Annotated in this window: 31 protein-coding genes; 16 read left to right on the forward strand and 15 right to left on the reverse strand. The window is 62.3% G+C overall.

Annotation, left to right across the window (positions count from 1 at the left end; all coding sequences use genetic code 11):
- The first annotated feature begins 69 nt into the window (after positions 1 to 69).
- Both pth and J2X15_RS18170 read left to right on the forward strand, forming a co-directional pair.
- Positions 70 to 720, forward strand: coding sequence for an aminoacyl-tRNA hydrolase (pth, locus tag J2X15_RS18165; RefSeq protein WP_310345545.1), 651 nt, complete (start codon positions 70 to 72; stop codon positions 718 to 720).
- Positions 717 to 1,091 (forward strand): hypothetical protein, encoded by a 375-nt coding sequence (locus J2X15_RS18170; protein ID WP_310345548.1) that lies wholly within the window; start codon positions 717 to 719, stop codon positions 1,089 to 1,091. Before pth ends, J2X15_RS18170 begins: the two co-directional genes overlap by 4 nt.
- Positions 1,092 to 1,094: 3 nt before the next feature.
- On the opposite strand, the gene J2X15_RS18175 is transcribed toward J2X15_RS18170, so the two are convergent.
- The 6 genes from J2X15_RS18175 to J2X15_RS18200 are packed head-to-tail and all read right to left on the reverse strand — an operon-like array spanning position 1,095 to position 5,826.
- Positions 1,095 to 1,346: a YfhL family 4Fe-4S dicluster ferredoxin gene (locus tag J2X15_RS18175; protein ID WP_310345550.1), complete on the reverse strand. Its 252-nt coding sequence runs from the start codon at positions 1,344 to 1,346 to the stop codon at positions 1,095 to 1,097.
- 38 nt (positions 1,347 to 1,384) lie between these two features.
- Entirely contained in the window at positions 1,385 to 1,831 is a 447-nt protein-coding gene (locus J2X15_RS18180; RefSeq protein ID WP_310345553.1) for a universal stress protein, read from the reverse strand.
- Positions 1,832 to 1,846: 15 nt separating this feature from the next.
- Positions 1,847 to 2,335 (reverse strand): pantetheine-phosphate adenylyltransferase, encoded by a 489-nt coding sequence (gene coaD / locus J2X15_RS18185; RefSeq protein WP_310345556.1) that lies wholly within the window; start codon positions 2,333 to 2,335, stop codon positions 1,847 to 1,849.
- Between the two features lie 25 nt (positions 2,336 to 2,360).
- Positions 2,361 to 2,990 carry a 16S rRNA (guanine(966)-N(2))-methyltransferase RsmD gene (gene rsmD, locus J2X15_RS18190; RefSeq protein ID WP_310345558.1) on the reverse strand — a complete coding sequence of 210 codons (630 nt, stop codon included), beginning with the start codon at positions 2,988 to 2,990 and terminating at the stop codon, positions 2,361 to 2,363.
- Between the two features lie 9 nt (positions 2,991 to 2,999).
- Entirely contained in the window at positions 3,000 to 4,355 is a 1,356-nt protein-coding gene (locus J2X15_RS18195) for a M16 family metallopeptidase (RefSeq protein ID WP_310345560.1), read from the reverse strand.
- 16 nt (positions 4,356 to 4,371) lie between these two features.
- The gene (locus J2X15_RS18200) at positions 4,372 to 5,826 is read right to left on the reverse strand and encodes a M16 family metallopeptidase (RefSeq protein ID WP_310345562.1); all 1,455 of its coding nucleotides are present in this window, start codon (positions 5,824 to 5,826) and stop codon (positions 4,372 to 4,374) included.
- Between the two features lie 29 nt (positions 5,827 to 5,855).
- Between J2X15_RS18200 and ftsY the strand changes: the two genes are divergently transcribed.
- From ftsY to J2X15_RS18235, 7 genes are all read left to right on the forward strand, one after another.
- Complete coding sequence (gene ftsY / locus J2X15_RS18205) at positions 5,856 to 6,923, forward strand: signal recognition particle-docking protein FtsY (protein WP_310345565.1); 1,068 nt, start codon at positions 5,856 to 5,858, stop codon at positions 6,921 to 6,923.
- 2 nt (positions 6,924 to 6,925) lie between these two features.
- On the forward strand, positions 6,926 to 8,119 hold the full coding sequence (locus J2X15_RS18210; RefSeq protein ID WP_310345568.1) for an ABC transporter substrate-binding protein: 1,194 nt from the start codon (positions 6,926 to 6,928) through the stop codon (positions 8,117 to 8,119).
- A 15-nt stretch (positions 8,120 to 8,134) separates the two neighbouring features.
- Positions 8,135 to 9,580, forward strand: a complete 1,446-nt coding sequence (locus J2X15_RS18215) for a cache domain-containing protein (RefSeq protein WP_310345570.1) — start codon at positions 8,135 to 8,137, stop codon at positions 9,578 to 9,580.
- A complete protein-coding gene (locus tag J2X15_RS18220; RefSeq protein ID WP_310345573.1) occupies positions 9,577 to 10,692 on the forward strand; it encodes an SMP-30/gluconolactonase/LRE family protein in 1,116 nt (371 codons plus the stop codon). Before J2X15_RS18215 ends, J2X15_RS18220 begins: the two co-directional genes overlap by 4 nt.
- Positions 10,689 to 11,420: a hypothetical protein gene (locus J2X15_RS18225; RefSeq protein WP_310345576.1), complete on the forward strand. Its 732-nt coding sequence runs from the start codon at positions 10,689 to 10,691 to the stop codon at positions 11,418 to 11,420. Before J2X15_RS18220 ends, J2X15_RS18225 begins: the two co-directional genes overlap by 4 nt.
- A 61-nt stretch (positions 11,421 to 11,481) precedes the next feature.
- Positions 11,482 to 12,159, forward strand: a complete 678-nt coding sequence (locus tag J2X15_RS18230) for an alpha/beta hydrolase (protein WP_310345579.1) — start codon at positions 11,482 to 11,484, stop codon at positions 12,157 to 12,159.
- Positions 12,156 to 13,424: an Hsp70 family protein gene (locus J2X15_RS18235; protein WP_310345581.1), complete on the forward strand. Its 1,269-nt coding sequence runs from the start codon at positions 12,156 to 12,158 to the stop codon at positions 13,422 to 13,424. The genes J2X15_RS18230 and J2X15_RS18235 overlap by 4 nt, the downstream gene beginning before the upstream one ends.
- A 19-nt stretch (positions 13,425 to 13,443) precedes the next feature.
- Here the strand turns inward: J2X15_RS18235 and J2X15_RS18240 are convergent, their stop codons facing one another.
- The 5 genes from J2X15_RS18240 to J2X15_RS18260 all read right to left on the reverse strand — a co-directional run bounded on the left by J2X15_RS18240 (position 13,444) and on the right by J2X15_RS18260 (position 16,628).
- Positions 13,444 to 13,662 carry a DUF2835 family protein gene (locus tag J2X15_RS18240; protein ID WP_310345582.1) on the reverse strand — a complete coding sequence of 73 codons (219 nt, stop codon included), beginning with the start codon at positions 13,660 to 13,662 and terminating at the stop codon, positions 13,444 to 13,446.
- A 184-nt stretch (positions 13,663 to 13,846) separates the two neighbouring features.
- Positions 13,847 to 14,302 (reverse strand): DUF3429 domain-containing protein, encoded by a 456-nt coding sequence (locus J2X15_RS18245; RefSeq protein WP_310345583.1) that lies wholly within the window; start codon positions 14,300 to 14,302, stop codon positions 13,847 to 13,849.
- A gap of 113 nt (positions 14,303 to 14,415) precedes the next feature.
- The gene (locus tag J2X15_RS18250; protein WP_310345584.1) at positions 14,416 to 14,730 is read right to left on the reverse strand and encodes a hypothetical protein; all 315 of its coding nucleotides are present in this window, start codon (positions 14,728 to 14,730) and stop codon (positions 14,416 to 14,418) included.
- Between the two features lie 147 nt (positions 14,731 to 14,877).
- Positions 14,878 to 15,270 carry a BON domain-containing protein gene (locus J2X15_RS18255; RefSeq protein ID WP_310345586.1) on the reverse strand — a complete coding sequence of 131 codons (393 nt, stop codon included), beginning with the start codon at positions 15,268 to 15,270 and terminating at the stop codon, positions 14,878 to 14,880.
- 203 nt (positions 15,271 to 15,473) lie between these two features.
- On the reverse strand, positions 15,474 to 16,628 hold the full coding sequence (locus J2X15_RS18260) for a zinc-binding metallopeptidase family protein (RefSeq protein ID WP_310345588.1): 1,155 nt from the start codon (positions 16,626 to 16,628) through the stop codon (positions 15,474 to 15,476).
- Positions 16,629 to 16,955: 327 nt separating this feature from the next.
- Here J2X15_RS18260 and J2X15_RS18265 point away from each other — a divergent pair, with 327 nt between their 5' ends.
- Positions 16,956 to 18,365 (forward strand): DHA2 family efflux MFS transporter permease subunit, encoded by a 1,410-nt coding sequence (locus J2X15_RS18265; RefSeq protein ID WP_310345590.1) that lies wholly within the window; start codon positions 16,956 to 16,958, stop codon positions 18,363 to 18,365.
- A 13-nt stretch (positions 18,366 to 18,378) separates the two neighbouring features.
- Here J2X15_RS18265 and J2X15_RS18270 read toward each other — a convergent pair whose 3' ends face one another.
- Positions 18,379 to 18,654 (reverse strand): hypothetical protein, encoded by a 276-nt coding sequence (locus tag J2X15_RS18270; protein WP_310345591.1) that lies wholly within the window; start codon positions 18,652 to 18,654, stop codon positions 18,379 to 18,381.
- A 136-nt stretch (positions 18,655 to 18,790) separates the two neighbouring features.
- On the opposite strand from J2X15_RS18270, the gene J2X15_RS18275 reads away from it, so the two are divergent.
- A complete protein-coding gene (locus tag J2X15_RS18275; RefSeq protein WP_310345592.1) occupies positions 18,791 to 19,111 on the forward strand; it encodes a plasmid stabilization protein in 321 nt (106 codons plus the stop codon).
- Between the two features lie 31 nt (positions 19,112 to 19,142).
- Here J2X15_RS18275 and J2X15_RS18280 read toward each other — a convergent pair whose 3' ends face one another.
- The 3 genes from J2X15_RS18280 to J2X15_RS18290 all read right to left on the reverse strand — a co-directional run bounded on the left by J2X15_RS18280 (position 19,143) and on the right by J2X15_RS18290 (position 21,137).
- Positions 19,143 to 19,646, reverse strand: coding sequence for a pyridoxamine 5'-phosphate oxidase family protein (locus J2X15_RS18280; RefSeq protein ID WP_310345593.1), 504 nt, complete (start codon positions 19,644 to 19,646; stop codon positions 19,143 to 19,145).
- 246 nt (positions 19,647 to 19,892) lie between these two features.
- Entirely contained in the window at positions 19,893 to 20,657 is a 765-nt protein-coding gene (locus tag J2X15_RS18285) for an N-acetylmuramoyl-L-alanine amidase family protein (protein ID WP_310345594.1), read from the reverse strand.
- A gap of 27 nt (positions 20,658 to 20,684) precedes the next feature.
- Positions 20,685 to 21,137, reverse strand: a complete 453-nt coding sequence (locus J2X15_RS18290) for a lysozyme inhibitor LprI family protein (RefSeq protein WP_310345596.1) — start codon at positions 21,135 to 21,137, stop codon at positions 20,685 to 20,687.
- A gap of 139 nt (positions 21,138 to 21,276) precedes the next feature.
- Here J2X15_RS18290 and J2X15_RS18295 point away from each other — a divergent pair, with 139 nt between their 5' ends.
- The 5 genes from J2X15_RS18295 (at position 21,277) to J2X15_RS18315 (ending at position 25,152) form a co-directional block, all read left to right on the forward strand.
- Positions 21,277 to 22,371, forward strand: a complete 1,095-nt coding sequence (locus J2X15_RS18295) for a hypothetical protein (RefSeq protein WP_310345599.1) — start codon at positions 21,277 to 21,279, stop codon at positions 22,369 to 22,371.
- Positions 22,372 to 22,556: 185 nt separating this feature from the next.
- A complete protein-coding gene (locus tag J2X15_RS18300) occupies positions 22,557 to 23,489 on the forward strand; it encodes a class I SAM-dependent methyltransferase (RefSeq protein ID WP_310345601.1) in 933 nt (310 codons plus the stop codon).
- A 6-nt stretch (positions 23,490 to 23,495) separates the two neighbouring features.
- Positions 23,496 to 24,176 (forward strand): hypothetical protein, encoded by a 681-nt coding sequence (locus J2X15_RS18305; protein ID WP_310345604.1) that lies wholly within the window; start codon positions 23,496 to 23,498, stop codon positions 24,174 to 24,176.
- Between the two features lie 9 nt (positions 24,177 to 24,185).
- Positions 24,186 to 24,431 (forward strand): hypothetical protein, encoded by a 246-nt coding sequence (locus J2X15_RS18310; protein ID WP_310345608.1) that lies wholly within the window; start codon positions 24,186 to 24,188, stop codon positions 24,429 to 24,431.
- Positions 24,432 to 24,498: 67 nt separating this feature from the next.
- Entirely contained in the window at positions 24,499 to 25,152 is a 654-nt protein-coding gene (locus J2X15_RS18315; RefSeq protein WP_310345610.1) for a peroxiredoxin, read from the forward strand.
- Positions 25,153 to 25,158: the final 6 nt, after the last annotated feature.

Genomic DNA, 25,158 nt, shown 5'->3' on the forward strand with positions numbered 1-25,158 from the left:
GCAAACGGCCCACTTCGGTGGGCCGTTTGCTTTTCGGCTCCCCGCTTTTTGTAAGCCATAATTTTCCCGATGATCAAACTGTTTGTTGGCCTGGGTAACCCCGGCCCCGAATACGACGCCACCCGCCACAACGCGGGCTTCTGGTGGGTGGATGCGCTAGCGCGCGAGCTCAAGGTATCGCTCTCCATGGACCGGGGCTACCACGGCCTCATGGCGCGCACCACGGTGCAGGGCAACACGGTGTGGCTGCTGGAGCCACAAACCTTTATGAACCTCTCGGGCAAGTCGGTAGGGGCCTTGGCGCGCTTCTTCAAAATCCAACCCGATGAGATTCTGGTGGCGCACGACGAGCTAGACATTGTCCCGGGAGAGGTCAAGCTCAAATTCGGCGGCAGCCATGCGGGCCACAACGGCCTGCGCGACATCCATGCCCAGCTGGGCACCGGCGACTACTGGCGCCTGCGCCTGGGCGTGGGCCACCCCGGCGTGAAGTCGGAGGTGGTGAACTGGGTGCTGAAGAAACCCTCGCTGGACCACCGCATTGCGATCGACCAGTGCATCGACCGCTCTATGAAGGCCCTGCCCCACCTGCTGGCCGGCGAGATGGACAAGGCCACCATGCTGATCCACACCAGCAAACCACCGCGCCCCAAGCCGCAACGGCCGGTGGCCGAGGCTACGGTTGTCCCTGCAGAACCACCACCCCGGAGTGACGCATGACCTTTTTCTTTAAATACGCTCTCGTTTTGATAGCTGCCAGCGCACTGTCCACGGGGGCTATGGCCCAAAGAGTCTACAAATGTGGTTCCAGCTACAGCCAGATCCCCTGCCCGGGCGGTGTGGCCCTGCAGGCCGGGGACGGCCGCACGGCAGCGCAGCGGGCCGCTGCCGACAAGACCACGCGGGAACAAGCGGCCCAGGCCAAAGAACTGGAAAAAATCCGCCAGAAGGACGACGCTCAGGCCACAGCGGTCAGCAAGCCTGCCAAGGCCGAGGCCAAGCCGGTGAAAGACAAGGCCGCTACGGCCAAGAAGAAAAGCAAGGAACCCGAGTACTTCACCGCCAAGGGGGTGGCAGAACCCAAAAAGTAAGTGCTAGACCGTGCCCTGCAGGCGGCGGTACTTCTGCCACAGCGTTTCTTTGTCTTCAATAAAGTTGGGGTTCACGGGAATACAGGCCACAGGGCACACCTGCACGCACTGGGGCTCGTCAAAATGGCCCACGCACTCGGTGCACTTGTGGGGGTCGATCTCGTAGATCTGCTCGCCCAGATAAATCGCCTCGTTCGGGCACTCGGGCTCGCACACATCGCAGTTGATGCATTCGTCGGTAATTAACAGTGCCACGGCAGTTCACGCTCCATGGCCCAATTATCGCCGCTGGGCTAAGAACCCTCTTCCTCTTGTGGGGGTTTGACGATGACCACGGGCACCCCGCTGGCGTGCAGCACCTCGTTGGACACCGACCCCAGCATGGCACTGCGCGCCGCGCTGGCGCCCCGAGCGCCCATGACGATCATCTCGCAGCCAAAGCGCTCGCAAATATCGATCAGCGTGTGCGCCGGGTCGCCCTTGGCCACCTCGCACTCGTAGTCCACGCCGTCCGCATCGAGCAGCCCCATGGCGGTGGACAGGGCGTCCATGCCGGCTTCGGCGCTCACGCGGTCAATCATCTCGGGGTCGTGGGCCACCAGCAGCTCATAGAGGCTGGCGGGCTCCTGCACATTGGCCAGCACGGCGGATATCAGCAATCCGTCCGCTCGCAATCGCAGTGCATGGCGCACCGCTTCCAATGACAACTCCGATCCATCGACTGGCAGCAGAATCTTCATGGCAGCCTCCTCAGGTTAGGGGCGTAACTTGTCCATCAATCGCGTGTGGACCACCGGCGCCACAAACTGGGTCACATCCCCCTTCAATGTGGCGATCTCGCGCACCAGCGTACTCGAGATGAACTGAAAACGCGAATCGGGTGTCAAAAACACGGTTTCCACCTCGGGCGCCAGCGCCTTGTTCATGCCTGCTAGCTGGGCTTCGTAGTCAAAGTCGGTGACCGAGCGCACGCCGCGCACCATGACGCCTGCGCCATGCAGCACCGCAAAGTCGCGCACCAGGCCGGTAAAGCTTTCCACGCGCACGTTGTCCAGCGGCTGGAACACCTCGCGCACCGCGTCCAGGCGTTCGTCCAGTGTGAACATCGTCTTCTTGTGGTGGGCCGCGGCCACGGCCACGATGACGGTGCCAAACAGGCGGGCCGATCGGCGTATCAGGTCCTGGTGGCCCAGGGTGATGGGGTCAAAGGTGCCGGGAAACACAGCGATCACGGACTTGCTCATGGGCGCTCCAGAAAGAGGTCTGAAATTATGCGGCGGCCAGCGCCAGCAAATGGGCGTGCACGGCGCCGGCCTTCAGGTAGCGGTGCACCACCAGCCCCATGGGACTCAGCAGCTCGTCGGTCCACTTGGTGGGCGACTCCAGGTAGACCAGACCGTCCGGGGCCAGCGCACGCGCGCAGGCGCCCAGCGCGGGCTCGAACAGCGGGGCGTCAAACGGCGGGTCGATGAAGATCACGTCCAGGCTGGCGGGTGCAGCCTGGCGGATGGCGGAGACGCCATCACCGCGCAGCACATGCACGGCCGTAGCCTGCAACTGGGTCTGCGTCTTCTTGAGCTGCTCCACCAATGCGCTGTCCTGCTCCACCACCAGCACATCCTTGGCACCGCGCGACGCGGCCTCAAAGCCCAGTACGCCGGTGCCGGCAAAGGCGTCCAGGCAGCGCAGACCGGTCAGGTCCTGGTTGAGCCAGTTGAACAGGGTCTCGCGCACGCGGTCGGGCGTGGGCCGCAGGCCAGGCTTGTCGGCAACTTTCAGCTTGGTGCGCTTCCACAGCCCACCAATGATGCGGATCTCGTGGGTCTGGATGGCGCGGGGGCGCGGCGGGCGCTTGGGCGCACCTGTGGCACTGCGCGAAGGAGAGGGTTTGGCTTTCATGCAGGGAGCTTAACGCAGCCCGGCCTCCTCCGCCCCCAGCACCACGGTGGCCAGGGTGTCGGGCTGCACTTTGCGGGCAAAGGCCGCGCGCACATCGGCCACTGTGAGCTTGTCCACCTGCTGCGTCCAGGTATCCAGGTAGTTCAGCGGCAGGCCGTTCCAGGCGATGTTGGCCACGTTGTCCAGTAGCTTCTTGTTGCTGTCCAGGCGCAGCGCAAAGCCGCCGATCAGGTTGTCCTTGGCGGCCTGCAGCTCCTTCTCGGTCGGGCCCTGCTCCACAAACTTGGCCAGCACCTCGCGCACAAGACTCAGCGCCTGCGTAGTCTGGTCCGGCCGGGTTTGCAGACCGATGGTGAACGCGCCTGCATGCAGGCCGGGCGAGAAGTAGCTGTACACGCTGTAGGTCAGGCCACGCTTCTCGCGCACCTCTTCGGTCAGGCGTGCGGTGAATCCACCACCGCCCAGAATGTGGTTGCCCACGGTGAGCGCGAAAAAGTCCGGGTCATTGCGCTTGTAGCCCGGCTGGCCCAGCAGTACCTGGGCCTGGGCCGAAGCAAAGGCAATGCGTTGCTCAGACGCCTGGGTCAGCGGCTGTACTTCTGGCACGTCAGGCTGTGGCGTACAGGCGGTCTTGGGCAGGCGCGACAGCAGGCGGGTCACCAGTGCATCGGCCTGCGTGCGGGTCAGCGCCCCCACGATGCTCACGCGTGCGTCACAGGCGCGCACGGCGCGGGCGTGCAGCGCGCGCAGGTCCTCCACGCCGATGCGCAGTAGGCTCTCTTCGGTCATCTCCCAGCCGTAGGGGTGGCTGCCGTACACCGCACGGTTAAAGGCGCGCCCGGCCAGCGTGGCGGGCCGCGTGTTGGCCTCTTTCAGGCTGGCAATCATCTTGGGCCGGTCGCGCAGCCAGGGCGCTTCGGGAAACGACGGCTCCCCCAGTTGGCGCGCCGCCAGCACCACGGCTTTGTCCAGCAGGTCCGGATAAGTCAGCGAGCGCAGAGAAAAGCTCATGCGGTCGCTGCCCGCGGCGCCGCCAAACGAGGCTCCCAGGTCGGCCCAGGCCTCAGACAGCGCATGCTCATCCAGCGCAGGCTCGGTGGCCGTAGCACGTACACCATTCGCTGTCATGGAGGCCATGAGGTTGGCCAGCCCCGGCTTGTCGGCCGGGTCGCGGCGCCCGCCGGCGTCCAGATCGATCTGCACATCCACCATGGGAATGGCAGGGCTCTCCACCAGGTAGACACGCACGCCGCCGGGCTGCGTCCAGTGCTGGATGGGGATGCCCGCCCAGGCAGAATTTATAAAAAACAGGGCTGTAGCCCCCGTCAACATTGCGCGAGCAGCTACTGATTTGATAGTAATCATGGTATGGGTCCGTGGCTTAGTGGCGAGAACCGGCCACAAGCTGGCGGGGTTTGCGGGTCTTGTCCACGGGCTGGGGCAAGAGCGTGGCCACGGTGAGGGCGTCATCGCCAAAGTATTTGGCCGCCACAGCCTGTACCTGGGCTGCCGTCACGGTGCGCAGGCGCTCCAGCAGGCGCTGGTCGCTGCCCAGCGGGTAGCCGTTGATCCAGTTCACGCCCAACAGGCGCGCCTGGTTGAACACGCTGTCCTGCTTGTACACCTCGCCCGCCACCCAGCGGTTTTTCACACGGGCCAGCTCGGCCTCGGTGATGCCGTCCTTGGCGACCAGGGCCACCTGCGCGCGCAGGGCCTTCTCCACCTCGGCTGTGGTCTTGCCCGCGGCGGGCACGCCCGAGAGCGTGAACAGCTGCGGGCCGCTGCGGGCGGTGAGGCCGTAGTAGGCACCCACGTCATCGGCCACGGGGTTGGCCTCCAGCGTCAGCGCACGCGGCAGGCGCGCACCGTCGTAGCCACTGAGCACGGCGGACAACACGGTCAGCGCCATCGCCTCTTCGCTGGCAGCGTCGGGCTCGTTGGAGCCGCTGGCGGCCAGCCCCTCGGCCGACAGGCCCGGCACCTTGAACGCCAGCGCCACATAGGCCTGCTCGGCCGGTGCCTTGAAGTCCAGCCGGCGCTGGCCCAGTTGCTCAGGCTCCTCGCGCGGCTTGCGGGCCGGGGTGGAGCGGGTGGGCAAGCCTCCGTAGTATTTTTCGGCCAGGGCCCGCACCTGGTCCACATCCACATCGCCGGCCACCACCACGGCGGCATTGTTGGCGATGTACCAGCGGCGGTAGAAGTCACGTGCGTCGCGCGCCGTCATCGCGTCCAGGTCGCTCATCCAGCCCACCACGGGGCGGCGGTAGGGTGCGGCCTGGTAGACCATGGCGTCCATGGCCTCATGCAAGCGGGCGTGGGGGTTGTCCTCGGTGCGCATGCGACGCTCTTCCTTCACCACCTCCAGCTCTTTGGCGAACACCTCGTCGCTCCACTGGTTGTTGGCAAACCGGTCCGACTCCAGGCGCATCACGTCTTCGAGCTTGTTCGCCGGAATCTGCTGGTAAAAGCCCGTGTAGTCCTTGGCCGTGAAGGCGTTTTCACGCCCGCCCAGCGCGGCCACCTGGCGCGAGAAGTCACCCGCCTTCACAGTGGGTGTACCCTTGAACATCATGTGTTCCAGCACATGGGCCACACCGCTGGTACCGTCCACCTCGTCCATGGATCCCACGCGCACCCACAGCATGTGCACGGCCGTAGGGGCGCGCCGGTCGGGTTTGACGATCAGCGTCATGCCGCTCTTGAGCGTGAATTGCTGGACCCCTGCGGGCTCTGCCGCCAGAGCGGCGGAGGGCAAAAGAGGGAGGGAGAAAAAGGCCAGAAGGACCGCGCCAACAGCGACAAAGCGCTGTCCCGGCCAGGGGAATGGGTGTTTCATAGAATGGTGTGATTCTAAGAACGCCCCAAATGTTCAGCTTTTTCAAGAAAAAAACTCCCCCCTCCGCTCCCGCAGTGGCGCCCGCCGCTGCCCCCGCCCCGTTTGACGCCCCTGCAGAGGCCCTGCCCGCAGGCTCCCTGATAGGCAGCGCGCTGGTCGCACCCATCGCCATTCCCGAACCCAGTGCCACGCCGCCCGAGCGGCAAAAGTGGCTAGACAAGCTCAAGGCTGGCCTGGGCAAAACGGCCAGCAGCATCTCGGGCGTGTTTGGCGGCAGCCAGATCGACGAAGCGCTGTACGAAGACCTGGAGGGCGCGCTGCTGATGGCCGATGCCGGTGTGGCCGCCACCGAGCACCTGACCAACGCGCTGCGCAAGAAGGTGAAGGCCAGTGGCGTAACGCACCCCATCGCTCTCAAAAACATCCTGATCGCCGAGTTGACCGAGCTGCTGCAGCCACTGCAAAAGCCGTTGGTCATTGGGCAGCAGCAGCCCACCGTCATCATGGTGGCCGGCGTGAACGGCGCGGGCAAGACCACCAGCATCGGCAAGCTCACCAAGCACCTGGCCGACAGCAACGCCAGCGTGCTGCTGGCCGCGGCCGACACTTTCCGTGCTGCGGCGCGCGAGCAGCTCACCGTCTGGGCCGACCGCAACACGGTGGAGATCGTCAGCCAGGAAGGCGGCGACCCCGCGGCCGTGAGCTTTGACGCGGTGACAGCCGGCAAGGCGCGCAAGAAAGATGTGGTCCTCATCGACACTGCAGGCCGCCTGCCCACGCAGCTGCACCTGATGGAAGAGCTCAAAAAAATCAAGCGCGTGATCGCCAAAGCCGATGGCACGGCCCCGCACGAAGTGCTGCTGGTCATCGACGGCAACACGGGCCAGAACGCCGTGGCCCAGGTCAAGGCCTTTGACGATGCGCTGGGCCTGACGGGCCTGATCGTCACCAAGCTGGACGGCACCGCCAAGGGCGGTGTGCTGGCCGCCATCGCGCGCGAACGGCCTATCCCCGTGTACTTTATTGGCGTGGGTGAAAAGCTGGATGAGCTGGAGACCTTCAACGCGCGGGAGTTTGCGCAGGCTTTGTTGGCATAACCATGAACATCACACGCCGCCACCTGCTGGCACTTTCCACTTCATCGTTCGCGGCCCCCGCCTTCGCCCAAACCACCCCTGCCTGGAGCGCCATCGAAGCCAAGGCCAAGGGCCAGACGGTGTACTTCAATGCCTGGGGTGGGGCCGAGACCATCAACGCCTACATCCAATGGGCGGCCGGCGAGGTGGAGAAGCGCTTTGGCGTGAAGGTGGAGCATGTGAAGGTGACAGACACGGCCGATGTGGTGAAGCGCGTGCGCAACGAGAAGGCTGCGGGCAAGGCCAATGGCACGGTCGACCTGGTGTGGATCAATGGGGAAAACTTTCTGACCATGAAACGCGAGGGCCTGCTGTTTGGCCCGTTTGCGGAAGGCCTGCCTTCATACGCGCTGGTGGATGTGCACGGCAAGCCCACCACGCGCCTGGACTTCTCAGAACCCACGGAAGGGCTGGAAGCGCCCTGGGGCATGGCCCAGCTGACCTTCATGGCCGACAGCAAGCGCACGCCCAAGCCTCCGCGCAGCCTGGCCGAGCTGCTGGCCTTTGCCAAAGCCAACCCCGGCCGCGTGACCTACCCGCGCCCGCCCAACTTTCACGGCACCACGTTTTTGAAACAGCTGCTGGTGGACAGCAGCGAGTACCGCAGCACCTTTTACAAGCCGGTGGCCATGGAGTCATTTGCCAAGGCCACGACGCCGCTGTGGGCCACGCTGGACCAGTTGCACCCCCACCTGTGGCGTGCGGGCAAACAGTTTCCGCAAAACGCCGAGGCCATGCGGCAGATGCTGGCTGACGGTGAACTGCAGCTGGCACTGACCTTCAACCCCAACGATGCGGCCAACGAAATCGCCGCCAACCGGCTTCCTGCCAGCGTGACCAGCTACCAATTCAATAGCGGCACGATTGGCAACACGCACTTTGTCGCCATTCCCGTGAACGCATCTGCCAAGGAAGGCGCGCAGGTGTTTGCCAACTTCCTGCTCAGCGCCGAGGCGCAGGCGCGCAAGGCCGACATTGCCGTCTGGGGCGACCCGACGGTGCTGGCGCTGGACAAGCTGAGTAACGCAGAACGCGCGCGCTTTGCCGCCAAGCCCTTGCCCGGCCAAGTGGAGAAGAGCGCCCCCGCCATCCCCGAACCGCACGGCAGCTGGGTGGAACCGATCGAGAAGGAATGGGCCCGGCGCTACGGCGCTTAGCCCACAATGGCGGTCATGTCCGATACCGTCCCTTTCCAGGAGCCGCCGGCTCCCTCGGCCCGGCAACTGCAGCGGCGCCACACCCTTACGCTCACCGCCATCGTGGCCGTGCTCACGCTGGCCATGCTGGCCTTTGGCTGGAGTGTGTATGCGCGCCAGCGCAGCACGCTGTGGTGGGGCCTGAGCACCCAGGGCGAGCAACTGCAGCTGGCGCTGAACACCAGCCTGGACGTGGCACGCACCCATGTGGCGGCCATGCGCCAGTCAACCGAACGCAACCTGCGCCAGCCCGCGCTGGCCGATGCGAGCCTGGCCGACCGCGTGGAGCGGCGCAACCTGGCCCCCCTGCGCGATGCGCCCTGGGACCGGTTGCCGCAAGACCTGGTGAAAGACGTGGGCGCGGTGCATGTGGACCCGTCCTCCGGTGCCGACTACCGGCGTGACCTGACCGGCCCCCTAGGTGCCCTGGCGCAAGTGACCGCCGCACACGCCCAACACAAAGGCTTGCTGTGGAGCTATTTTTACGACGCCCAAAAGCAATGGCGCTGGGTCTTCCCCTCGCAGTCGCGTGACGAGGTGCTGACGGCCACCGGCAAGCCCGACATGGGGGCCGCGCTGCGCGTGCTGTGGGACGCCGCTGGCACCACGCCGCTGGAAACCGCTGGCCCCGCCAGCAACCCACAAAAAGAACTGGTGTGGACGGCACCACACACCGAGCCGCTGAAAAAAGTGTCGGTGGTGTCGGTGCTGGCGCCGGTCTACAGCGGCAATGGCTATGTGGGCGTGGTGGGCACCGATCTGGCGCTCAGCACGCTCAGCGATGTGCTGGTGCAGCACCCGCTGCAGCTGGGCCACGCCTGGGTGGTCGATGGGCAAGGCCGTGTGCTGGCCAGCAGCAATCCCAAGGCGCAGGACGCATTGCCCGCAGGCCCCTACACGGCGGATACCGGCTGGCTGCGATTTGCGCTGCGCGGCACCGACTGGGCGCTGCTGGTGCAAGCCCCGTCTGCCCTGATAAGCCGCCAGGCCTTGACCCAGATGCTGCCCTTCATCGGCCTGGGTATCGTGGCCCTGCTGGCGCTGGCGGGCAGCTGCCTGTGGCTGGGCCAGCGCTTCACCCAGCCCGCGTTGCAGCTGGCCGACTATGTGCAACAGACCGACGGCCCCAACATCAAGCGCGCGCCACCGGTGCCCCTACTTTGGAAGCCCTGGTTTGACCGTGTGACCCGCCAGGCCTTGCAACGGCGGGAGCAGATGCTGGGCGTGCACCAGCGCACCACCCAGCTGGAGGCCCAGGTGGCCCAGCAAGTGGCCGCCTTGCACACCGCCACCGCCGAACACGAAGCCCAGCTCAACGCCCGGTCCGCGGAATTGCGCGGGGTCTATGCGCAGCTCAGCGCGGCGCTGGCCGACCTGCAAGCCACCCAGAGCGCACATAAAAAAACGGGAGACACGCCATGAAAAAAGCCATGCCGGGCGTTGTCGCCCTGCTGGCGTTGGGCGCCCTCTACCTGCTGGTCTGGCCCGTGCCGATTGCCCCGCTGGCGTGGGATGCCCCTAACGCACCGGGCTACACGGGCCCGCATGCCGTCAACACCAAGCTGGCCAACCTGCAGATGATCGACCTGAAGGGTGAAGTGGGCCCCGAACACATCCAGTTCGGGCCGGACGGCAAGCTCTACACCACCGTGGCCAGCGGCAACATCCTGCGCATGAACGCCGATGGCTCTGACCAACAGGTGTTTGTCAACACCGGCGGACGCGTGCTGGGCTTTGACTTTGATGCCAAGGGCAATCTGATTGCCGCGGACGCCATGAGGGGGCTGCTCTCCATCGCGCCCGATGCCAGGATCACGCTGCTGAGCGAGAACGTGAATGGTGACCCGATTCGCTACGCGGACGCCGTGGTGGTGGCCAAGAGCGGCAAGATGTACCTCAGCGATGCCTCGGCCCGCTTTGCCCCCAAAGACTGGGGCGGCACCTTTGAGGCCAGTGTGCTGGACATTCTGGAGCAGGCTGCCACTGGCCGCATTCTCGAATTTGACCCCGCCACACGGACCACGCGCGTGGTGGCCAAGGGCATCAGCTTTGCCAACGGTGTGGCGCTGAGCCAGGACGAAAAAAGCCTGTTTGTGAACGAGACCGGCAAATACCGCGTTTGGAAAATTGCTGTCACTGCGAACAATCTGGACTTGGGCACACTGGCCCACGAGCCCAGCGCGCAAGCCAGCGTGCTGCTGGACAACCTGCCGGGCTACCCCGACAACCTGATGCGCGGCCTGAACGGCAAGATCTGGCTGGGCCTGGCGAAACCGCGCAACCCCACCATTGACAAGCTGGCGCAAAAGCCCTGGCTGCGCAGCCTGACGCTGCGCCTGCCGCGCGCACTGTGGCCTATCCCCAAGGCCTACGGCCATGTGATCGCGTTCACCGAAGATGGCAAGGTGGTGGCCGACCTGCAAGACCCCAGCGGGGCCTACCCCGAAACCACTGCCGTCACCGAAACCAACGACCGGCTGTATGTGCAAAGCCTGCACGCGCATGGCCTGGGCTGGCTGGCCGCCCCCCAGTGACCGTGCTGCGGCGCGCCACGCTGGGCCTGGCCATGGCGGTCTTGCTACCCGTGGCGCATGCCCAAGCCCCCAAGCCCGCGCAGCCCATGCACCACCAGAACATCCATGACGCGGCTGTCGCCGAGGTGCTGCGTTTCTATGCCCCCTTTGGCAACCCCCTGGATACAGCACGCTGGCGCGTGTCCATCGAAGACTTTGAGTGGCAGGACGCGGTGTACCGCATCGACGTGGCGGTGGATGAGTACCCTACCCTGGTGCCATGGAAGTCTGCCTACGTGATGGCCCATCGCATCTGGATGACGGCCACTGGCCGCGTCGTGCAGACCGAACCGATCTACGACCGCCCGAACTTGGCGAATGGTGGGCGCTCGGACGCCGTGCCTGCGAGTCGGCGCGGCTTCTACCCGGGCAATGCCCAATTTGCAGCACAACTGGATTTTCTGCACACCGCCCTGAAGCTGGCGGGGACTATCGAAGCCCCCATGGACCGGCCCTTGCCGGGCACCGTGCTGCGCTTCCGGTTCCCCTTGGGCACGCAAGACCTGGCATCTGGCCGGGCCGAGGTGGTGGAGACGGAAACCCACTACCAAATCCACATGCTGCCACCGCAAGATGCCACAAACACCGCGCTGGGCCACGGCTATCAGCTGCACTTTCGGGTGCACAAAGGCACGGGCCAGGTAGCAGACCCACAATTGATTCTGGTGATGCCCCCAGCGCTGATGTAGGCGCGGGCCTGCTTTCGCGGACAATCCCTATCCCGCACCGCATTGTTGACCTGACCCCGCCATGACCGCCCTCCTCCCCCGCATCGAACTCGAATCCGCCCCCAACCCCACCGCCGCCGTCATCTGGCTGCACGGCCTGGGGGCCGATGGCAATGACTTTGCGGGTCTGGTGCCCGAGCTGGACCTGGCGAGTTGCCAGCCCATCCGCTTCGTCTTTCCCCACGCACCCAGCATTCCCATCACCATCAACGGCGGCTATGTGATGCCTGCCTGGTACGACCTGTATGGCATGGACCTGGTGAGCAAACAGGACGACCGCGGCATTCAGAAGTCCGAATGGGCGATCAACGCCTTGATCGAGAACGAAGTGGTGCGCGGCATTCCGTATGAGCGCATCGTGCTGGCCGGCTTCAGCCAGGGCTGCGCCATGGCACTGCACACGGCCTTGCGCCTGCCCCACAAAATTGCCGGTGTGATGGCCTTGTCTGGCTACCTGCCGCTGGCAGACCGCTTTCCGTCGGAGCGCCACGCGGCCAACGCGCGCACACCCATCTTCATGGCGCATGGCACCCAAGACCCCGTGGTCGTCATCCAGCGCGGCGAGGAGTCGCGCGACGCACTGGTCAAGCTGGGCCACCCCGTGCAGTGGCACACCTACCCCATGCCGCACAGCGTGCACCCCCGTGAGATTGCAGACATCTCCGCCTTCCTCACCCAGGTGCTGGGCATCGCCGCGTGAGCGGGGAGCAGAGTCGCCCCCTCGTTCTGGGCATTGACTTCGGCACCTCCAACTCCGCCGCTGCACTGATAGACGCCAGCGGCGTGCTGCAGGTGATTCCGCTGGACGGGACCCGGGCCGAGATGCCCACGGCCCTGTTCTTTGCCAGCGAGACACACACCGTGCTCTACGGCGCCGCCGCCATGCAGGCCTACCTGAACGGTACCGAAGGCCGCCTGCTGCGCTCGCTGAAAAGCCTGCTGGGCAGCCGCCTGATGGACGAATACACGGCCGTAGGCGACAAGAGCATCCGCTTCTTTGACATCGTGGTGCTGTTTTTCAAGGAACTCAAACGCCGCTGTGAAGCCCATGTGGGCCAGCCCCTGACCCATGCCGTGCTGGGTCGCCCCGTGCACTTTGTGGACGACGATGCCGAACGCGACCTGCTGGCACAAGAGACCCTGGGCCGCGCTGCGCTGGAAGCTGGCTTCACCCACATCGCCTACCAGATGGAGCCCATTGCCGCGGCGCTGGACTATGAGCAGCGCGTGGTGCAGGAAACCACGGCGCTGGTGGTGGACATTGGCGGCGGCACATCGGACTTCACCGTCATCCGCCTCAACCCCGTACGCAGCACGCAGAGCGACCGCAGCGCCGACATCCTGGCCACCACGGGCGTGCACATCGGCGGTACCGACTTTGACCGCTTACTTGACCTGGGCACCGTGATGCCCCACCTGGGCTACAAGCACGTGGGCACGGGCGGGCGCATTGTGCCCAACAGCGTGTTCTTCGACCTGAGCACCTGGCACCTGATCCACCAGGCCTACACGCGCAAGGCACTGCACTTTGCCAAAGAGCTGTGGACCGACTACACCGACCAGACCCTGCACCGCCGCCTGATGGACGCGCTGGAAGAACAGCATGGCCACCGCATGCTGGCGGGCGTGGAGGCGGCCAAGATCGCCTGCTCCATCAGCGGGGACAGCGCCTTGGTGGACCTGGCCTTTCTGGACCACACGCTCACCCTCACCATCGATGCGCACAGCATGGAGCTGGCCCTGCACACGTCCATCGCCCAAGTGGTGCGATGCGCGCAAGACTGCGTGGCCGCCGCGGGCCTGCAGGGCGTGGATGCGGTGTACCTGACGGGCGGCTCATCCGCACTGCGCACGCTGATCGAAGCGCTGCGCCAGGCCATGCCGCAGGCCTCGCTGGTGGAAGGCAACCGCTTTGGTGGCGTGGCCGCCGGACTGGCCTGGGCGGGGGCCGTACAGCAGTTTTAGCTTGCTACTTTTTTAGTAGCTACTGGCGCAAGAGCCGTGACCCTTTGCCTTCGTCGTCACACGTCAACACAAAGCTGCCATGGATACCCCGGCCCGTCACAAATGGCGTGAGCAGCGTGGCGGGGAACTGGATGGTGCGGCCATCTTGGCATCTGGCCAGGACATTTCTCACTTCACCCCGGTAGTACTGGAGATAGTCCTGGGCCGAAATGCTGAGTCCGAATTCGAAGCGGCGCATGGTGGACCGGTCTACTCAATGGCCTAGCCGATCCAGCCATGAGAGATCACAGCAGTTTGAAAACATGTCGCTCATGAAATACACCAGCACACCACAGAAAAGCACGGAGAGCGCGCAGGCAACGAGCAATCGGCCAAACCGTGGCGTGATGTCTTTCGGTGCATCGGTATTTTGACCATCCATTTCAACGTCCCCAATAAGTGCCCAGCGCCATACACACGCATGCAACCACAGTGATTTGAAATCGCAGAGGCAAGTACCAGGGCGGCAAAAATCCGTCATTGTGCAGCCGCGTGTCCTGCCAATAGTGCGTTGCAAATCCGAGGATCAGTACATAGCCGGTGGCCACACCGTCAAACATCAGCGCCACCCACGCCACCAGAGCAGGGACCACGCTCCAGATCAGGACAGCGTCCCGTTGCTTGTCAGGGATACCGGGTATCGCCAATGCAAAGCCCCAGTGCAACGCCCCCACAAATGTGAGGATGACCGAACCGTAAGAAAACAGCCCCTGGCTCCAGAAGACCACATTGTTTTTGTCCACCGCTGTTGCAACAGTCAACAGCACAAAGGGCAGCAAACCGCCGTAGCCCAGCCAGGCAATGGTTCGTATCACGGGAGGTGGAATGGGAGATGCCAATGGGGAACCCTCTGTCGTCTGGGGGACTGTAGCAGTTGCGATATCCCATAAAAAAGAGGCCATCCAAAGGATGGCCTCTTGAACCGGCGCTACGGGAGCGCGCGGGTGTCGGATTACTGTTTGGCAGGCGCTGGAGCGGCAGCTTTGGCAGCCTGGGCTTCAGCACGTTTGGCTTTCTTGGCTGCGCGTTCAGCCTTCTTGGCTTCACGCTTGGCTTTGGCCTCTTCCAGCTTGGCCGCCTTGGCGTCTGCACTGGCCTTGGGTGCGGCTACCGGTGTCTCTTTCGTCGCATCTGGTGTCTTGGTGGCCGCAGGGGTTGCGGCAGCAGCTGTTGCTGCAGGTGCTGCAGGTTTTGCAGCTGGCGCTTGTGCGGAAGCACCCAACGCAGAGATGACCAAGGCAGTAGCGATGAGAGATTGTTTCAACATAGAGACTTTTCGATGCATGGCGATATTGCCATGCACCCTTAACCCCAAGGGCCTCGCCCCGGTTTACCCCGTCTTGGTAAACCTTTGTAAAGCGCCCACATAACGGACCCGCAGCGGCTGCGCACCGCTGCAATGTCCATCACTGGTTTAGCTGGCAGTTTTTACGGAGAGACCGGATACATCCACACTGTGGACGCCCTGCACACCCTCTGCGATCTTCTGCACCAGATCTGCCGCATCTTGCGTGGGCAATGTGCCCTTCAGCGATACGACACCGCTCTTGGTGGTGACGCTGACCTTGAACGCCTTGGCGGCGCTGTTCGCCAGTATTTCGGATTTGACCTTGGTGGTGATCCAGCTATCGGAAACGGCCTTCTCGACCTTGGTCTCAGCTTTTTCGATCTTCTCCGTGGTGGTGGTCGGCTCGTTGGTGGCGGCATAAGCCACGGCTGCACAAGCCATGAGTGCCACCGCAGCCAAGGCGGGGCGCAAGAGATTGCCGTAGGGGGAAAAAGTGCGGGGAGATGTAGAAATTGACATGGTGTGCCCTCAGTCAGATTGAAAATGCATGGTCAAGACCAAGTGAATGGGCTCGGCATGCAGCGGAATCCCAAGAATGCCGCAGCGGGCTTGGCGCTTCGGTGCGCACACGCACACACGGGGCCATCTGCGCAGCATCAAGTGTGAAAAAACGTAACCTTCGAGCCGCTCACGGCGCGCACCAGCACGGGTAGATCGCGCGTTCATGGGACAGGAGACTCGCCAAACGCCCGGATAAACCGGTGCACAAAATGCAATTTGGTGATGGCAGACTTGCTGAGCACAAAGGGATAGAAGTCGGGCAGCCCCATGCCCAGCGAAAACTCGTTGAGTACGCTGGTCAACCCGACCCATGCGTTGAAGAACGCCAGAAACTCCGTATCCACCGCGTCATCCTCGCCAGCCAAGCGGTACAGCACATCCGTTTCGAACGGGTCTTTCAACAGATCCACCTGATCGTGCGCCATGCCGGCGCCCACGGCGGTATCCAGGGTATCCACCATGTGCAGGTAGTGCGCCCAGGTTTCGGCCCAGTCTTCCCACGGATGGGAACTGGCGTAGGCGCTGACACTGTTGTCCGCCCAGGCGGGGTCGGGGCCATTCGCATAGTGCTGTTGCAGCGCCGCTGCGTAGTCCTGCTGCTCGTCGCCAAATAGCGCACGAAAGGGCTCGTGCCACAGGCTTCCCTCCAGCAGGCGACTCCAGTAATAGTGGCCCGACTCATGCCGCACATGCCCGAGCACAGTGCGGTACGGCTCATGCATGGCAGACCGGATGGCTTCGCGCGCCGCATCGTCCGCCTCATTGACGTTGACGGTGATGATGCCGTCCCGGTGGCCCGTGGTCACCGGCAGAGGTACCGCGTCGACCAGGAGGTCGAACGCGAGTCCCCTTGCGGGGTCCTCATCAATGCGGGAGGCCACCGGCAGGCCCAAGGCAATCAATGACGAAACCAGCCTGCGCTTGGCAACCTCTACCGCGTGCCACAGCGGCACGTTCTCCGCAACGCTCTGGTCCGGAACCATGCGGTTGAGTCGGCAGCACCGGCACAACGTCTGCTGCGTCCCCTGCGACACCGGGATAAGCCAGTTGCACTGCGGTGCCAGGCTGAAGTTGGCACAGCGGCGGTAGTCACCAGTCTCTGCAGACGCGGCAACGGCACGCCAGTTGCCCACCTCGTCCAGCGCCTCCAATGACAGGATGGTGGCCGTGTCAGGCTCATAACCCAGCGCCCTGCCGCAGTGCAAACACAGATGGTTGCGAAAAAAGACTGGATACCCGCACTGGCACTGGCCGATGCGGTGTGTCAGGGGCTGCCGGTGCCCGGATGCTGTGTCCTGCGGACGTACCATTTCCATGGCGGGATGCTATCCAGACGGGGGGCGTTCGTCCGTGCGCTCGCGCACGGTGGTCAGGGGGTGGCGGGCACAGGCATGGCAAAGACGTTCACCCGGCTTCCATCCGGGTCCCGCAAAAGTAGCGAGCGGTTGCCCCAGGGCATGACCGTCGCGGGCATCACGATTTCCGTGCGCACTTCAGGGGCGACGCAATGGCGACGCGGGACCAGCAAAAGGCTCAGAAGACGCTCGGATCTGGACATGCAGGGATGATATTCCCGGCACGACACGGCTATTCGCCCGGGTGTATTCTCGAACGGCCCCCCGTCAAAACCTGCAAAGAGCTACATGGACACTGCTACCGTCAAACGCTACCTGCCATGGGTGGTAGCCACTACGCTCTTCATGGAGCAACTGGACTCCACCATCGTCAACACGGCGGTGCCGGCCATGGCAGCGAGCCTGAATGTGTCGCCACTCAGCCTCAAGGGGGTGGTAGCGAGCTACATACTGAGCTTGGCGGTGGGCATTCCCATCAGCGGATGGATGGCAGACAAATTCGGAACCCGCAAAGTGTTTGCTTGGGCGGTGGCCATCTTCACCGTGTCCTCGATTCTGTGTGGCCTGTCGGTGAACGTTCCGATGCTGATCGCGGCACGCATTCTGCAGGGCATTGGTGCCGCCATGATGATGCCCGTAGGACGGCTCACCATCATTCGCACCTTTGCCAAGTCCGAACTTCTGGTGGCGATGAATTTTGTGGTGATACCCGCCTTGATCGGACCACTGCTCGGCCCCACCATTGGCGGACTCATAGTTCACTGGCTGTCCTGGCGGGACATCTTCTTTGTCAATGTCCCCGTCGGTCTGGTTGCGTTGTGGTTGATCCATCGCTACATGCCGGACTACCGTGACCCCCACCGCGGATCGCTAGACGTTATCGGCCTGCTGCTCTTCAGCTCGGGGACCGCACTGTTGTCCTGGGTGCTGGAGGTGTTTGGCGAACACCAAATTGACGGCGCCACGGCGTCTTTGCTGGTGGTGATTTCGGTTGTCCTGTTGTTGGGCTATGGTTTTCATGCGGGGCACACCAAGTTCCCGCTGCTGCGCCTCACGCTATTCAGGGTGCGCACCTTCCGGATCTCCGTGCTTGGTGGGTTTGTGACCCGGCTCGGCCTGGGAGGCATGCCGTTCTTGTTGCCCCTGCTGTACCAGGTGGGTCTGGGCCTATCCGCCTGGGAATCGGGTCTTTTGATGATGCCTGCGGCGGTGGCGGCCATGGGCATGAAGCTCGTGGCGTCCAAAGTGCTGGCGCGCTTTGGCTACCGCCAGGTGCTCATCGTCAACACGGTATGTATTGGCCTCACCGTGTCCATGTTTTCAGGGGTCGCGGCCAGTACGCCGCTGTGGCTGATTGCCTGTCTGGGTTTGGCCCAGGGCTTCTTCAATTCCCTGCAATTCACCAGCATGAACTCCATGGCCTATGCCGACATCGAGGCCAAGGACTCCAGCATGGCCAGCACCATTGGCAGTTCCATGCAACAACTTTCCATGAGCTTTGGCTTGGCCTGCGGCTCCCTGGTGACAGGGTGGTACCTGGGTAACGTACCGCAAACTGACAGGCTGGCGGTAACTGGCGCATTGCACCACGCGTTCCTGACGCTGGGTGCCATCACCATCGTCTCGTCGCTGTCCTTCTGGGCGTTGAAGGCGGGTGACGGGGATGCAGTGAGCCAGGGGTCCACGCCATCGACCTGACAGCCCCCAGCGCTCAGCGGTCCTTGTTGGTGATGATGCGGTCGTTCTTGCGTGGCCGACCCGCGCGCCCGGCCTTGGACCAATCGTAGTCCTGCCCATCGGGCGTCTTCCCGTCGACGATGGTGTCCACACCGGGCTTACCGGCGTGCTGCGGGTTTTCGCTGACCATCGTCACAAAGCTGTGGCCGGCATCGCGCTTTTCTTTGGTGATCTGGAGCGCCTGGACGAGCTCCGTGGTCTCCTGCCCATGCACCTGCTGCGCTTCGTCGGTCCAGTAAATCTTGAACATTGGCTCTCTTTCGTGTTGAGGCCTCGCATCCTACCTGCCAACAGGGTCACGGGCTTGGCGACAGCGTGCGGCTGCGCACCAACAAGACGCGTTTGCCCAGATCCAATGGCACCACTGACACCCTGGAGGAGCCCTCATGCCCAAATCTACCTGGAGCGCCAAACGCGAACGTCAATACTTGCACGTCAAGGAAAGCCTGTTGGCCCGTGGCAAACCGGTACCTTTGGCCAAGGAAATCGCTGCGCGCGTGGTCAACAAGGAGCGCGCCCAACATGGCGAATCAATTGAGGCCAGTCCCTCGTCCGTCAACGACATGTCTTCTTCGCGGCGCGGGGGCTTGCGCTCACACCGAGGCGCCGGTGGGCGGACGGTGCAGCAGCTTCGCAATGAAGCACGCCAACGCGGCATCAAGGGACGCTCCCGCATGAACAAGGCGCAGCTGGAACAAGCCCTGTAGGCCTGACCGGCGCGAACTGCGCCGCACGGTCTCAGGGGCTTTCGAGCAGGTCGATAGTTCCGTGTTCGCCCATGCCTATGGGTTTGCTGGCAACGACGGAGGCCGCCATTGCGAACAGGCGCACCATCTTGCTGTGGCCAGAATCCCAGTATTCGGCCGTCTGCGCCTGGATCTTCAGCAACGCAAGGTTGGGGGATTTCTCTCCGTCCGGAAACCAGGGCTTCATGAGCGGCGACCACAACGCATGCACCAGCGAGCGGTCTTCGCTCACCTCGCCATGGCCGGCGATAGACACGTAGGTGGAGTCCTCTTCATCGGAGAAGCTCAGATTCACCCGATCCAGCTCATTCACCGTGGTGGAGTTCGTGTCGGCAAAGAGCCAGAACACGCCCTCGCTGTCCATCTTCAGAACAGACATGGGGCGGCTTACCAGCCGGTCATCCGCATCAATGCTGGTGAGCATGGCAATATGCATGCCTTCAATCAGGTCGCGAATCTTCTGCAAATCTGGCGCGGTTTGGGGATCAATTTTCATGCTTCACTCCTGTTCCGTGAGAATCCCCTATGAAGGGTTGATCAGTGAAGCTCCATCGTGCGTCGCCCGGCCCTCACGGTCTGTGTTCTGTCCAACACAGCGCGCGGGCACGCCACCGACACTCACAGCCACTGTTTACCCCCTTGCAAGCTCAAGTCGGACCGGTGGCCTTACAACTATTAATTTGTAGCCGCAAGCCCAGTCTGCATATGGGCTAGAAGGCAATGCGGCGTTTGAGCAGGAACGTCAGTGCTGGAATCTTTCGGCGGCGGCCACAATCGCCTGCACGATGGCGTCTTGCTTGGCGTTGTCGGCGACGTACTTTTCGTCCTCCGCGTCCACGATCACACCTACCTCCAGTAACACCGCGGGCACCGTGGTTTTTCGCAAAACCAATAGCTCGTCAAATTTGTAAATGCCCAATTTGGCATCGAGCAGTTCGCGGTTTTCACCTGCAATAGGTTCGGCGTGGTGCAGCGTGGGATGGCGACCCAGCGCGAGCAATTCCTGCCCCAGTAGCTTGGCAAACTGCTGGCTTTGCGCAAACCTGGGATTGAGTTGGGACACAAAGATCGAATAGCCGGCAATCGGCCGAACGGTCTGGTATGCGGGCGTGCCGTTGATTTCGGTCTTGGTCAGGTATTTCAGTTGCGCCGAGTCGTGGTGCAGTGCCAAAAATAAATCTGCCTGTCGGACATTTGCCAATTCGGCGCGTCCGTCCAGGCTGATTTCTTCTGAGGGCGCGCGCGTAAGCACCACTTGCACGCCGGGGCCTTGTAAAGCCTTGGCCAGTTTTGCGCTCAGTGCATCGTTGTAGGTGACTTCGTGGATACCCTTGACGCCCAAAGCACCGGGTTGCTTGGGGGTGTGGCCGGGGTCTATGACGATGACGAATGGTTTGTCTGCGGTGCGCGGTACTTCCGCTGCATCACAGGGTGCGGCGCCTATGAAAAAAGCGCACAGACACAAAAAGGCCTGTGCGCTGCGTGCTTGCAAATAGCGCGGCAACATGTGTTTCCGTCTATTCGTTCAAGCGGCTCATTCCCACGATTTTTTGGCGATAGCGGTGTCGTTGCACGTGCCGGTTTTGCACTCGCGGGCACGGTCGCGCAGGTATTCGGCGCGCTCACGGTTGAGTTTGTAGTTGCAACTGACGTCGATGGAGCCAGAGCGCTCGCAAGACGCATCCCGGTATTTGATCCAGTCGCGTTGTGTCGCAGTCAGTTGCTGTTTGACATTGTCTTTGAGCGGTTTGCGCAGCTCGGTGTACACAGCATTCAGCTCTTTGTCGGATTCTAAAAACAACTTGGCGACGCAATAGGTTTTGTCATAGCTGGTCTTGAACTTGTCGCAGCTTTCCGTGTCTTCCGCGTGGGCAAATTGCGCTGAAAAGGCCAAACCCGCAGCCACCGAAGCCAAAGTCAAAAATTTCATAAATTCTCCGAATGTTGGATTGGGAATTATGGACGAGGCGCACATGATGGAAGCCACTCGCCTTTCCCGTCTGTCACATCTTTATCAGTGATACTTCGACTGTCCGGGTCGGTTCTTGACTGCGTTTCACGATACCGGCCCTTCAACTTGCAGACATTGTTCGCCTGTTGTTTAAACACGTACACCCATCTGGCCCATGAATTTTTCCACTTTGTCCAAGACCAAAAAGACTTTGGCAGTGCTTGCATTGCTTGTGTTTGTGCTCGTTTGTTTCTTTGCCAAAAACGATTTTCAATATTTCAAATACTACGTCTACGACTTTACGCACGAAAGCGATAGATTCGCAGCGTTAGTGAATGCGCAGTTAGTGAGTCCGCAAGGAGATACGGCGGCAAGTGCCGTCGCCGAGTCAAAAACAATGGCCATCTTTACCGGTGATACAGGTCATATCACCAAGGGCAAGCTTCTGAATGCAAGCTACAAAAAAGAGTACGACCAGCTTCCTGAAAAACTTTACGCCCTCAGTTTTGGTGAAACCATTTACTGCGTTACCTGCACAGACGACAAAGGCAAAAAGCACTCCGGGTACTCCGTGATTGAAACGAATACGCCTCAGGATCTGGAAAAGTATTCGCCGAAGCTTGGTCAGGAAAACTGGATAGCGTATTTGAAACTCGCCATGAAGGGCGCTGTTGAATACCCCACGCTGCTGCCCACCCTACTTAACGACAACTACCTGGTCTCGGCAGAAGACTTCAGCAGAAAATATGGTCACAACTTTGATACGTTTTATCTCAAGGAATTGCCGTATGGCGTCAAAAAGAAACTCGTTGAGTTTTACTTATCCGACGAAGGAACGAATTATCGGTTCATGAAATCCGGAAATCTCAAATACTCAAGCCTGTTACGAGCAGGAAATTTCAGCGGGCAAGATAAAAAAGAATTCGCAATTCTGCTCAAGAACACGCGAGAAGAACTGAACGACACCTACATCCTTCTGGTTTTTCTTAGGAAAAATGATCCCTCCCTTCATCCGGAGTACTACATCGCATTTAACGAAGTTTTTCAAGGCAAGGTCATCCTTGAAACTGTGTATCCCGATCCGGAGGAGCGGTGGGATCACAAGGTATTTATGAATACGGAGGAGAAAGTGGAAACCAAGTACGACAGCTTGCGAATTCTCCAGCCTGAACAGGAGGACAACGTCCTGGTTTACGATGAAAAATTCGACGGAATGAGGAAGTACGTACAGCTACCAAAGTCCGAGATAAAAACAAGATCTAGTAATTAGCAAATAGGGACATCTGCAAGCATCGCCACCACCTTCACCCAAGCGTGACCGCGAGATCTATGAGCTTGTTCAGCGGAATGTTCAATGAAGCCACATCGCGCGTCGCCTCCCCGCAGTCTATGCACTGTCCAACGTAGCACTCCACCTACACTCACTGCCTTCCCACTGTCTACCCCGCTCACCCCTTGCAAGCCTTGCTCGACACCATCGCCACGATGGACCTGCCCGCTGACGCCCAGCGTATCTTCCACGGCCGTGGTGGCCTGCACCCCGGCTGCGAACACTGGACGCTGGATGCCTACCCACCGGTGCTGGTGCTCACCAGTTTTCAGCCGGTGGACGACGCCGCACTTGCCACCATTGGCACCGCGCTGGCCGCACGTTGGGCTCAGAGAGCGCCCGGACAAGCGCTGAACTGGGTGTTCCAATGCCGGGCCGAAGGCCAGACGGATACCCGGCTGATGGCCGGCGCTGTGCCCGACCCGCATGTGGTTTCTGAAGCCGGCACGCTGTACAAGGTGTACGTGCTGCGTGGGCAAAACCATGGCCTGTTTCTGGACATGGCCGAGGGCCGGCGCTGGGTGCGCCAGCATGTGGCCGCGCATCCCAAGACGTATGCGTTCAAGGTGCTCAACCTGTTTGCCTACACCTGTGCGTTCTCGGTGGTGGCGCTACAGGCGGGCGCCAAGCAGGTGGTCAATGTGGACATGGGCCAGGGCGCGCTCGCCATTGGCCAGCAAAACCACCGGCTCAACGGCTTCAACACTGGCGCCAGCTTCCTGGCGCACGACATCTTCAAGACCTGGGGCAAGATCACGCGTGGCGGGCCGTACGACCTGGTCATCGTGGACCCACCCAGCTACCAAAAGGGCAGCTTTGTGGCCACCAAGGATTACGCCCGCCTGGTGCGCCGCCTGCCCGAGCTGCTGGCGCCCGAAGGCCATGCGCTGGTGTGCCTGAATGCACCTGAACTGGACACGGCCTTCCTGCAAACCCACCTGCAAGAACAGGCGCCCACACTGCGCTTTGTGCAGCGCCTGCCCAACCCGGCCACATTTGCCGACGCATCACCCGAGCGCGCGCTCAAAGTGCTGCTGTACCAAGCCCCTCCGCTGTAACCGGGTATGGACCTCCACCGCGCGCGCTGGTATCACCTTGCTGCACTGGCCTGGCTGCTAGTGGCACGGGGCGCATGGGGCGCGCCGTGGGACGCGCTGCGGGCGCAGGAAATTGCCGAGTGCCGCCCCGGCGAAGTAGCCACCTGGGGCGATGCCGCAGACCGTCCGGCAGTCGCCACGCCGCTGGTGTTTGCGTACAGCCACGCGCAAGCCCCTTCGTGGTTTCCGGAATCCCTGGTGCTGGCCACCCTGGAGCGTGCCGCCACCGCATGGTCCGCGTGCGGCATTCCGGCCAAGGTGCTGCTGGTGCCGCCGGGGGAGCCCGTGCCGCCCAATGCCATCCGCGTGCACTGGAGTGAAGCAGGCAGCCAGCACAACTTTGGCCTGGCCAACCTGGGTCTGAAAACCATCGCCCTGGGGCCTTCGGCGTTTCAGCTGCTCAACACCCGCAACCCGGCGCACGACGCGCGCGAGACCTTGCAGATGGTGATCTCGCATGAGATGGGCCACCTGTTTGGCGTGGTGGCGCATTCCCGGCGCTGTGTGGACGTGAGCTCGTACTACAACAATGCACAGGGCGAGCAGTGCAGCATCCGCGGCGGCCAAGCCCGACCACCGGGCGTAGAGTACCGATCTGCACTGCCCACGGCCTGCGACATCCAGCGCTGCCGGGCCGCCAACCCCTGAAAGACCCCTATGCCCGCCACCGAAATCCAGGTCACCACCGCCGGCACCGTTGCCGGAAAATCCCTGCTCATCCCCACCGGACAGCACGGCCCCACGCTGCCCCATGTGCAGGACTGGGTCACCGCCAAGCTCAAGGCCAAACAGCCCGTCAAGGACGTCAGCAACACCGTGCTGGTCAAGGGCATCAAGCAATGGTCGGCCTATGAGGAAAAGGCGGGGGGCAAGAAAGTGCTCACGGTCTTCAAAATCACCTGACCCTGCCAGCGGCATGCCCGGCGAACTTCTGGCAAACTGCCTCTCCCTTATCAACCGGAGGAAAACCATGGCTCTGCGCATCAACGATCTCGTCCCCAACTTCACGGCCGATACCGACCAGGGTCCCATCACATTCCACGAATGGATTGGCTCCGGTTGGGCGATTCTGTTTTCCCACCCCAAAGACTTCACCCCCGTGTGCACCACCGAGTTTGGTGCCGTGGCCCAGTTGGCCGACGAGTGGGCCAAGCGCGGCACCAAGGTGATTGGTGTGTCCGTGGACGGCGTGGAAGCCCACAAAAAGTGGAAAGGCGACATCGAGAAATTCGCCAGCACCAAGGCCGGCTTTCCCATCATTGCGGATGAAGGACTGGCCGTGTCCAAGTTGTTTGACATGCTGCCCGCCGAGGCTTATCTGCCCGATGGCCGCACCGCGGCCGACACGGCCACCGTGCGCTCGGTCTTCATCATCGGACCGGACAAGAAACTCAAGCTCTCTATGACCTACCCCATGTCGGTGGGCCGCAACTTTGCAGAAGTGCTGCGCGCGCTGGATGCCTTGCAACTCACCTTCAACGTGCCACTGGCCACGCCGGCCAACTGGGCGGTCGGCCAGGATGTGATCGTTGCCCTGTCGCTCAATGACGACCAGGCCCGCGAAAAGTACGGCAACCTCGATATCAAGCTGCCCTACCTGCGCACCACCCACGCGCCCAAGTAAGGCCCG

Origin of the sequence: Rhodoferax saidenbachensis (genome assembly GCF_031457975.1) — a bacterium.
GTDB lineage: Bacteria > Pseudomonadota > Gammaproteobacteria > Burkholderiales > Burkholderiaceae_C > Allorhodoferax > Allorhodoferax saidenbachensis_A.

Bases quoted from the DNA above. Each gene is read 5' to 3' on its own strand.
- J2X15_RS18250 (WP_310345584.1), bottom strand. From the start codon at position 14,730: ATGTTGAAACAATCTCTCATCGCTACTGCCTTGGTCATCTCTGCGTTG.
- J2X15_RS18260 (WP_310345588.1), bottom strand. From the start codon at position 16,628: ATGGAAATGGTACGTCCGCAGGACACAGCATCCGGGCACCGGCAGCCC.
- J2X15_RS18265 (WP_310345590.1), top strand. From the start codon at position 16,956: ATGGACACTGCTACCGTCAAACGCTACCTGCCATGGGTGGTAGCCACT.
- J2X15_RS18275 (WP_310345592.1), top strand. From the start codon at position 18,791: ATGCCCAAATCTACCTGGAGCGCCAAACGCGAACGTCAATACTTGCAC.
- J2X15_RS18230 (WP_310345579.1), top strand. From the start codon at position 11,482: ATGACCGCCCTCCTCCCCCGCATCGAACTCGAATCCGCCCCCAACCCC.
- J2X15_RS18315 (WP_310345610.1), top strand. From the start codon at position 24,499: ATGGCTCTGCGCATCAACGATCTCGTCCCCAACTTCACGGCCGATACC.
- J2X15_RS18210 (WP_310345568.1), top strand. From the start codon at position 6,926: ATGAACATCACACGCCGCCACCTGCTGGCACTTTCCACTTCATCGTTC.
- J2X15_RS18270 (WP_310345591.1), bottom strand. From the start codon at position 18,654: ATGTTCAAGATTTACTGGACCGACGAAGCGCAGCAGGTGCATGGGCAG.
- J2X15_RS18240 (WP_310345582.1), bottom strand. From the start codon at position 13,662: ATGCGCCGCTTCGAATTCGGACTCAGCATTTCGGCCCAGGACTATCTC.
- J2X15_RS18170 (WP_310345548.1), top strand. From the start codon at position 717: ATGACCTTTTTCTTTAAATACGCTCTCGTTTTGATAGCTGCCAGCGCA.
- ftsY (WP_310345565.1), top strand. From the start codon at position 5,856: ATGTTCAGCTTTTTCAAGAAAAAAACTCCCCCCTCCGCTCCCGCAGTG.
- J2X15_RS18215 (WP_310345570.1), top strand. From the start codon at position 8,135: ATGTCCGATACCGTCCCTTTCCAGGAGCCGCCGGCTCCCTCGGCCCGG.
- J2X15_RS18220 (WP_310345573.1), top strand. From the start codon at position 9,577: ATGAAAAAAGCCATGCCGGGCGTTGTCGCCCTGCTGGCGTTGGGCGCC.
- rsmD (WP_310345558.1), bottom strand. From the start codon at position 2,990: ATGAAAGCCAAACCCTCTCCTTCGCGCAGTGCCACAGGTGCGCCCAAG.
- J2X15_RS18305 (WP_310345604.1), top strand. From the start codon at position 23,496: ATGGACCTCCACCGCGCGCGCTGGTATCACCTTGCTGCACTGGCCTGG.
- coaD (WP_310345556.1), bottom strand. From the start codon at position 2,335: ATGAGCAAGTCCGTGATCGCTGTGTTTCCCGGCACCTTTGACCCCATC.
- J2X15_RS18195 (WP_310345560.1), bottom strand. From the start codon at position 4,355: ATGATTACTATCAAATCAGTAGCTGCTCGCGCAATGTTGACGGGGGCT.
- J2X15_RS18295 (WP_310345599.1), top strand. From the start codon at position 21,277: ATGAATTTTTCCACTTTGTCCAAGACCAAAAAGACTTTGGCAGTGCTT.
- J2X15_RS18180 (WP_310345553.1), bottom strand. From the start codon at position 1,831: ATGAAGATTCTGCTGCCAGTCGATGGATCGGAGTTGTCATTGGAAGCG.
- J2X15_RS18285 (WP_310345594.1), bottom strand. From the start codon at position 20,657: ATGTTGCCGCGCTATTTGCAAGCACGCAGCGCACAGGCCTTTTTGTGT.
- J2X15_RS18310 (WP_310345608.1), top strand. From the start codon at position 24,186: ATGCCCGCCACCGAAATCCAGGTCACCACCGCCGGCACCGTTGCCGGA.
- pth (WP_310345545.1), top strand. From the start codon at position 70: ATGATCAAACTGTTTGTTGGCCTGGGTAACCCCGGCCCCGAATACGAC.
- J2X15_RS18280 (WP_310345593.1), bottom strand. From the start codon at position 19,646: ATGAAAATTGATCCCCAAACCGCGCCAGATTTGCAGAAGATTCGCGAC.
- J2X15_RS18200 (WP_310345562.1), bottom strand. From the start codon at position 5,826: ATGAAACACCCATTCCCCTGGCCGGGACAGCGCTTTGTCGCTGTTGGC.
- J2X15_RS18255 (WP_310345586.1), bottom strand. From the start codon at position 15,270: ATGTCAATTTCTACATCTCCCCGCACTTTTTCCCCCTACGGCAATCTC.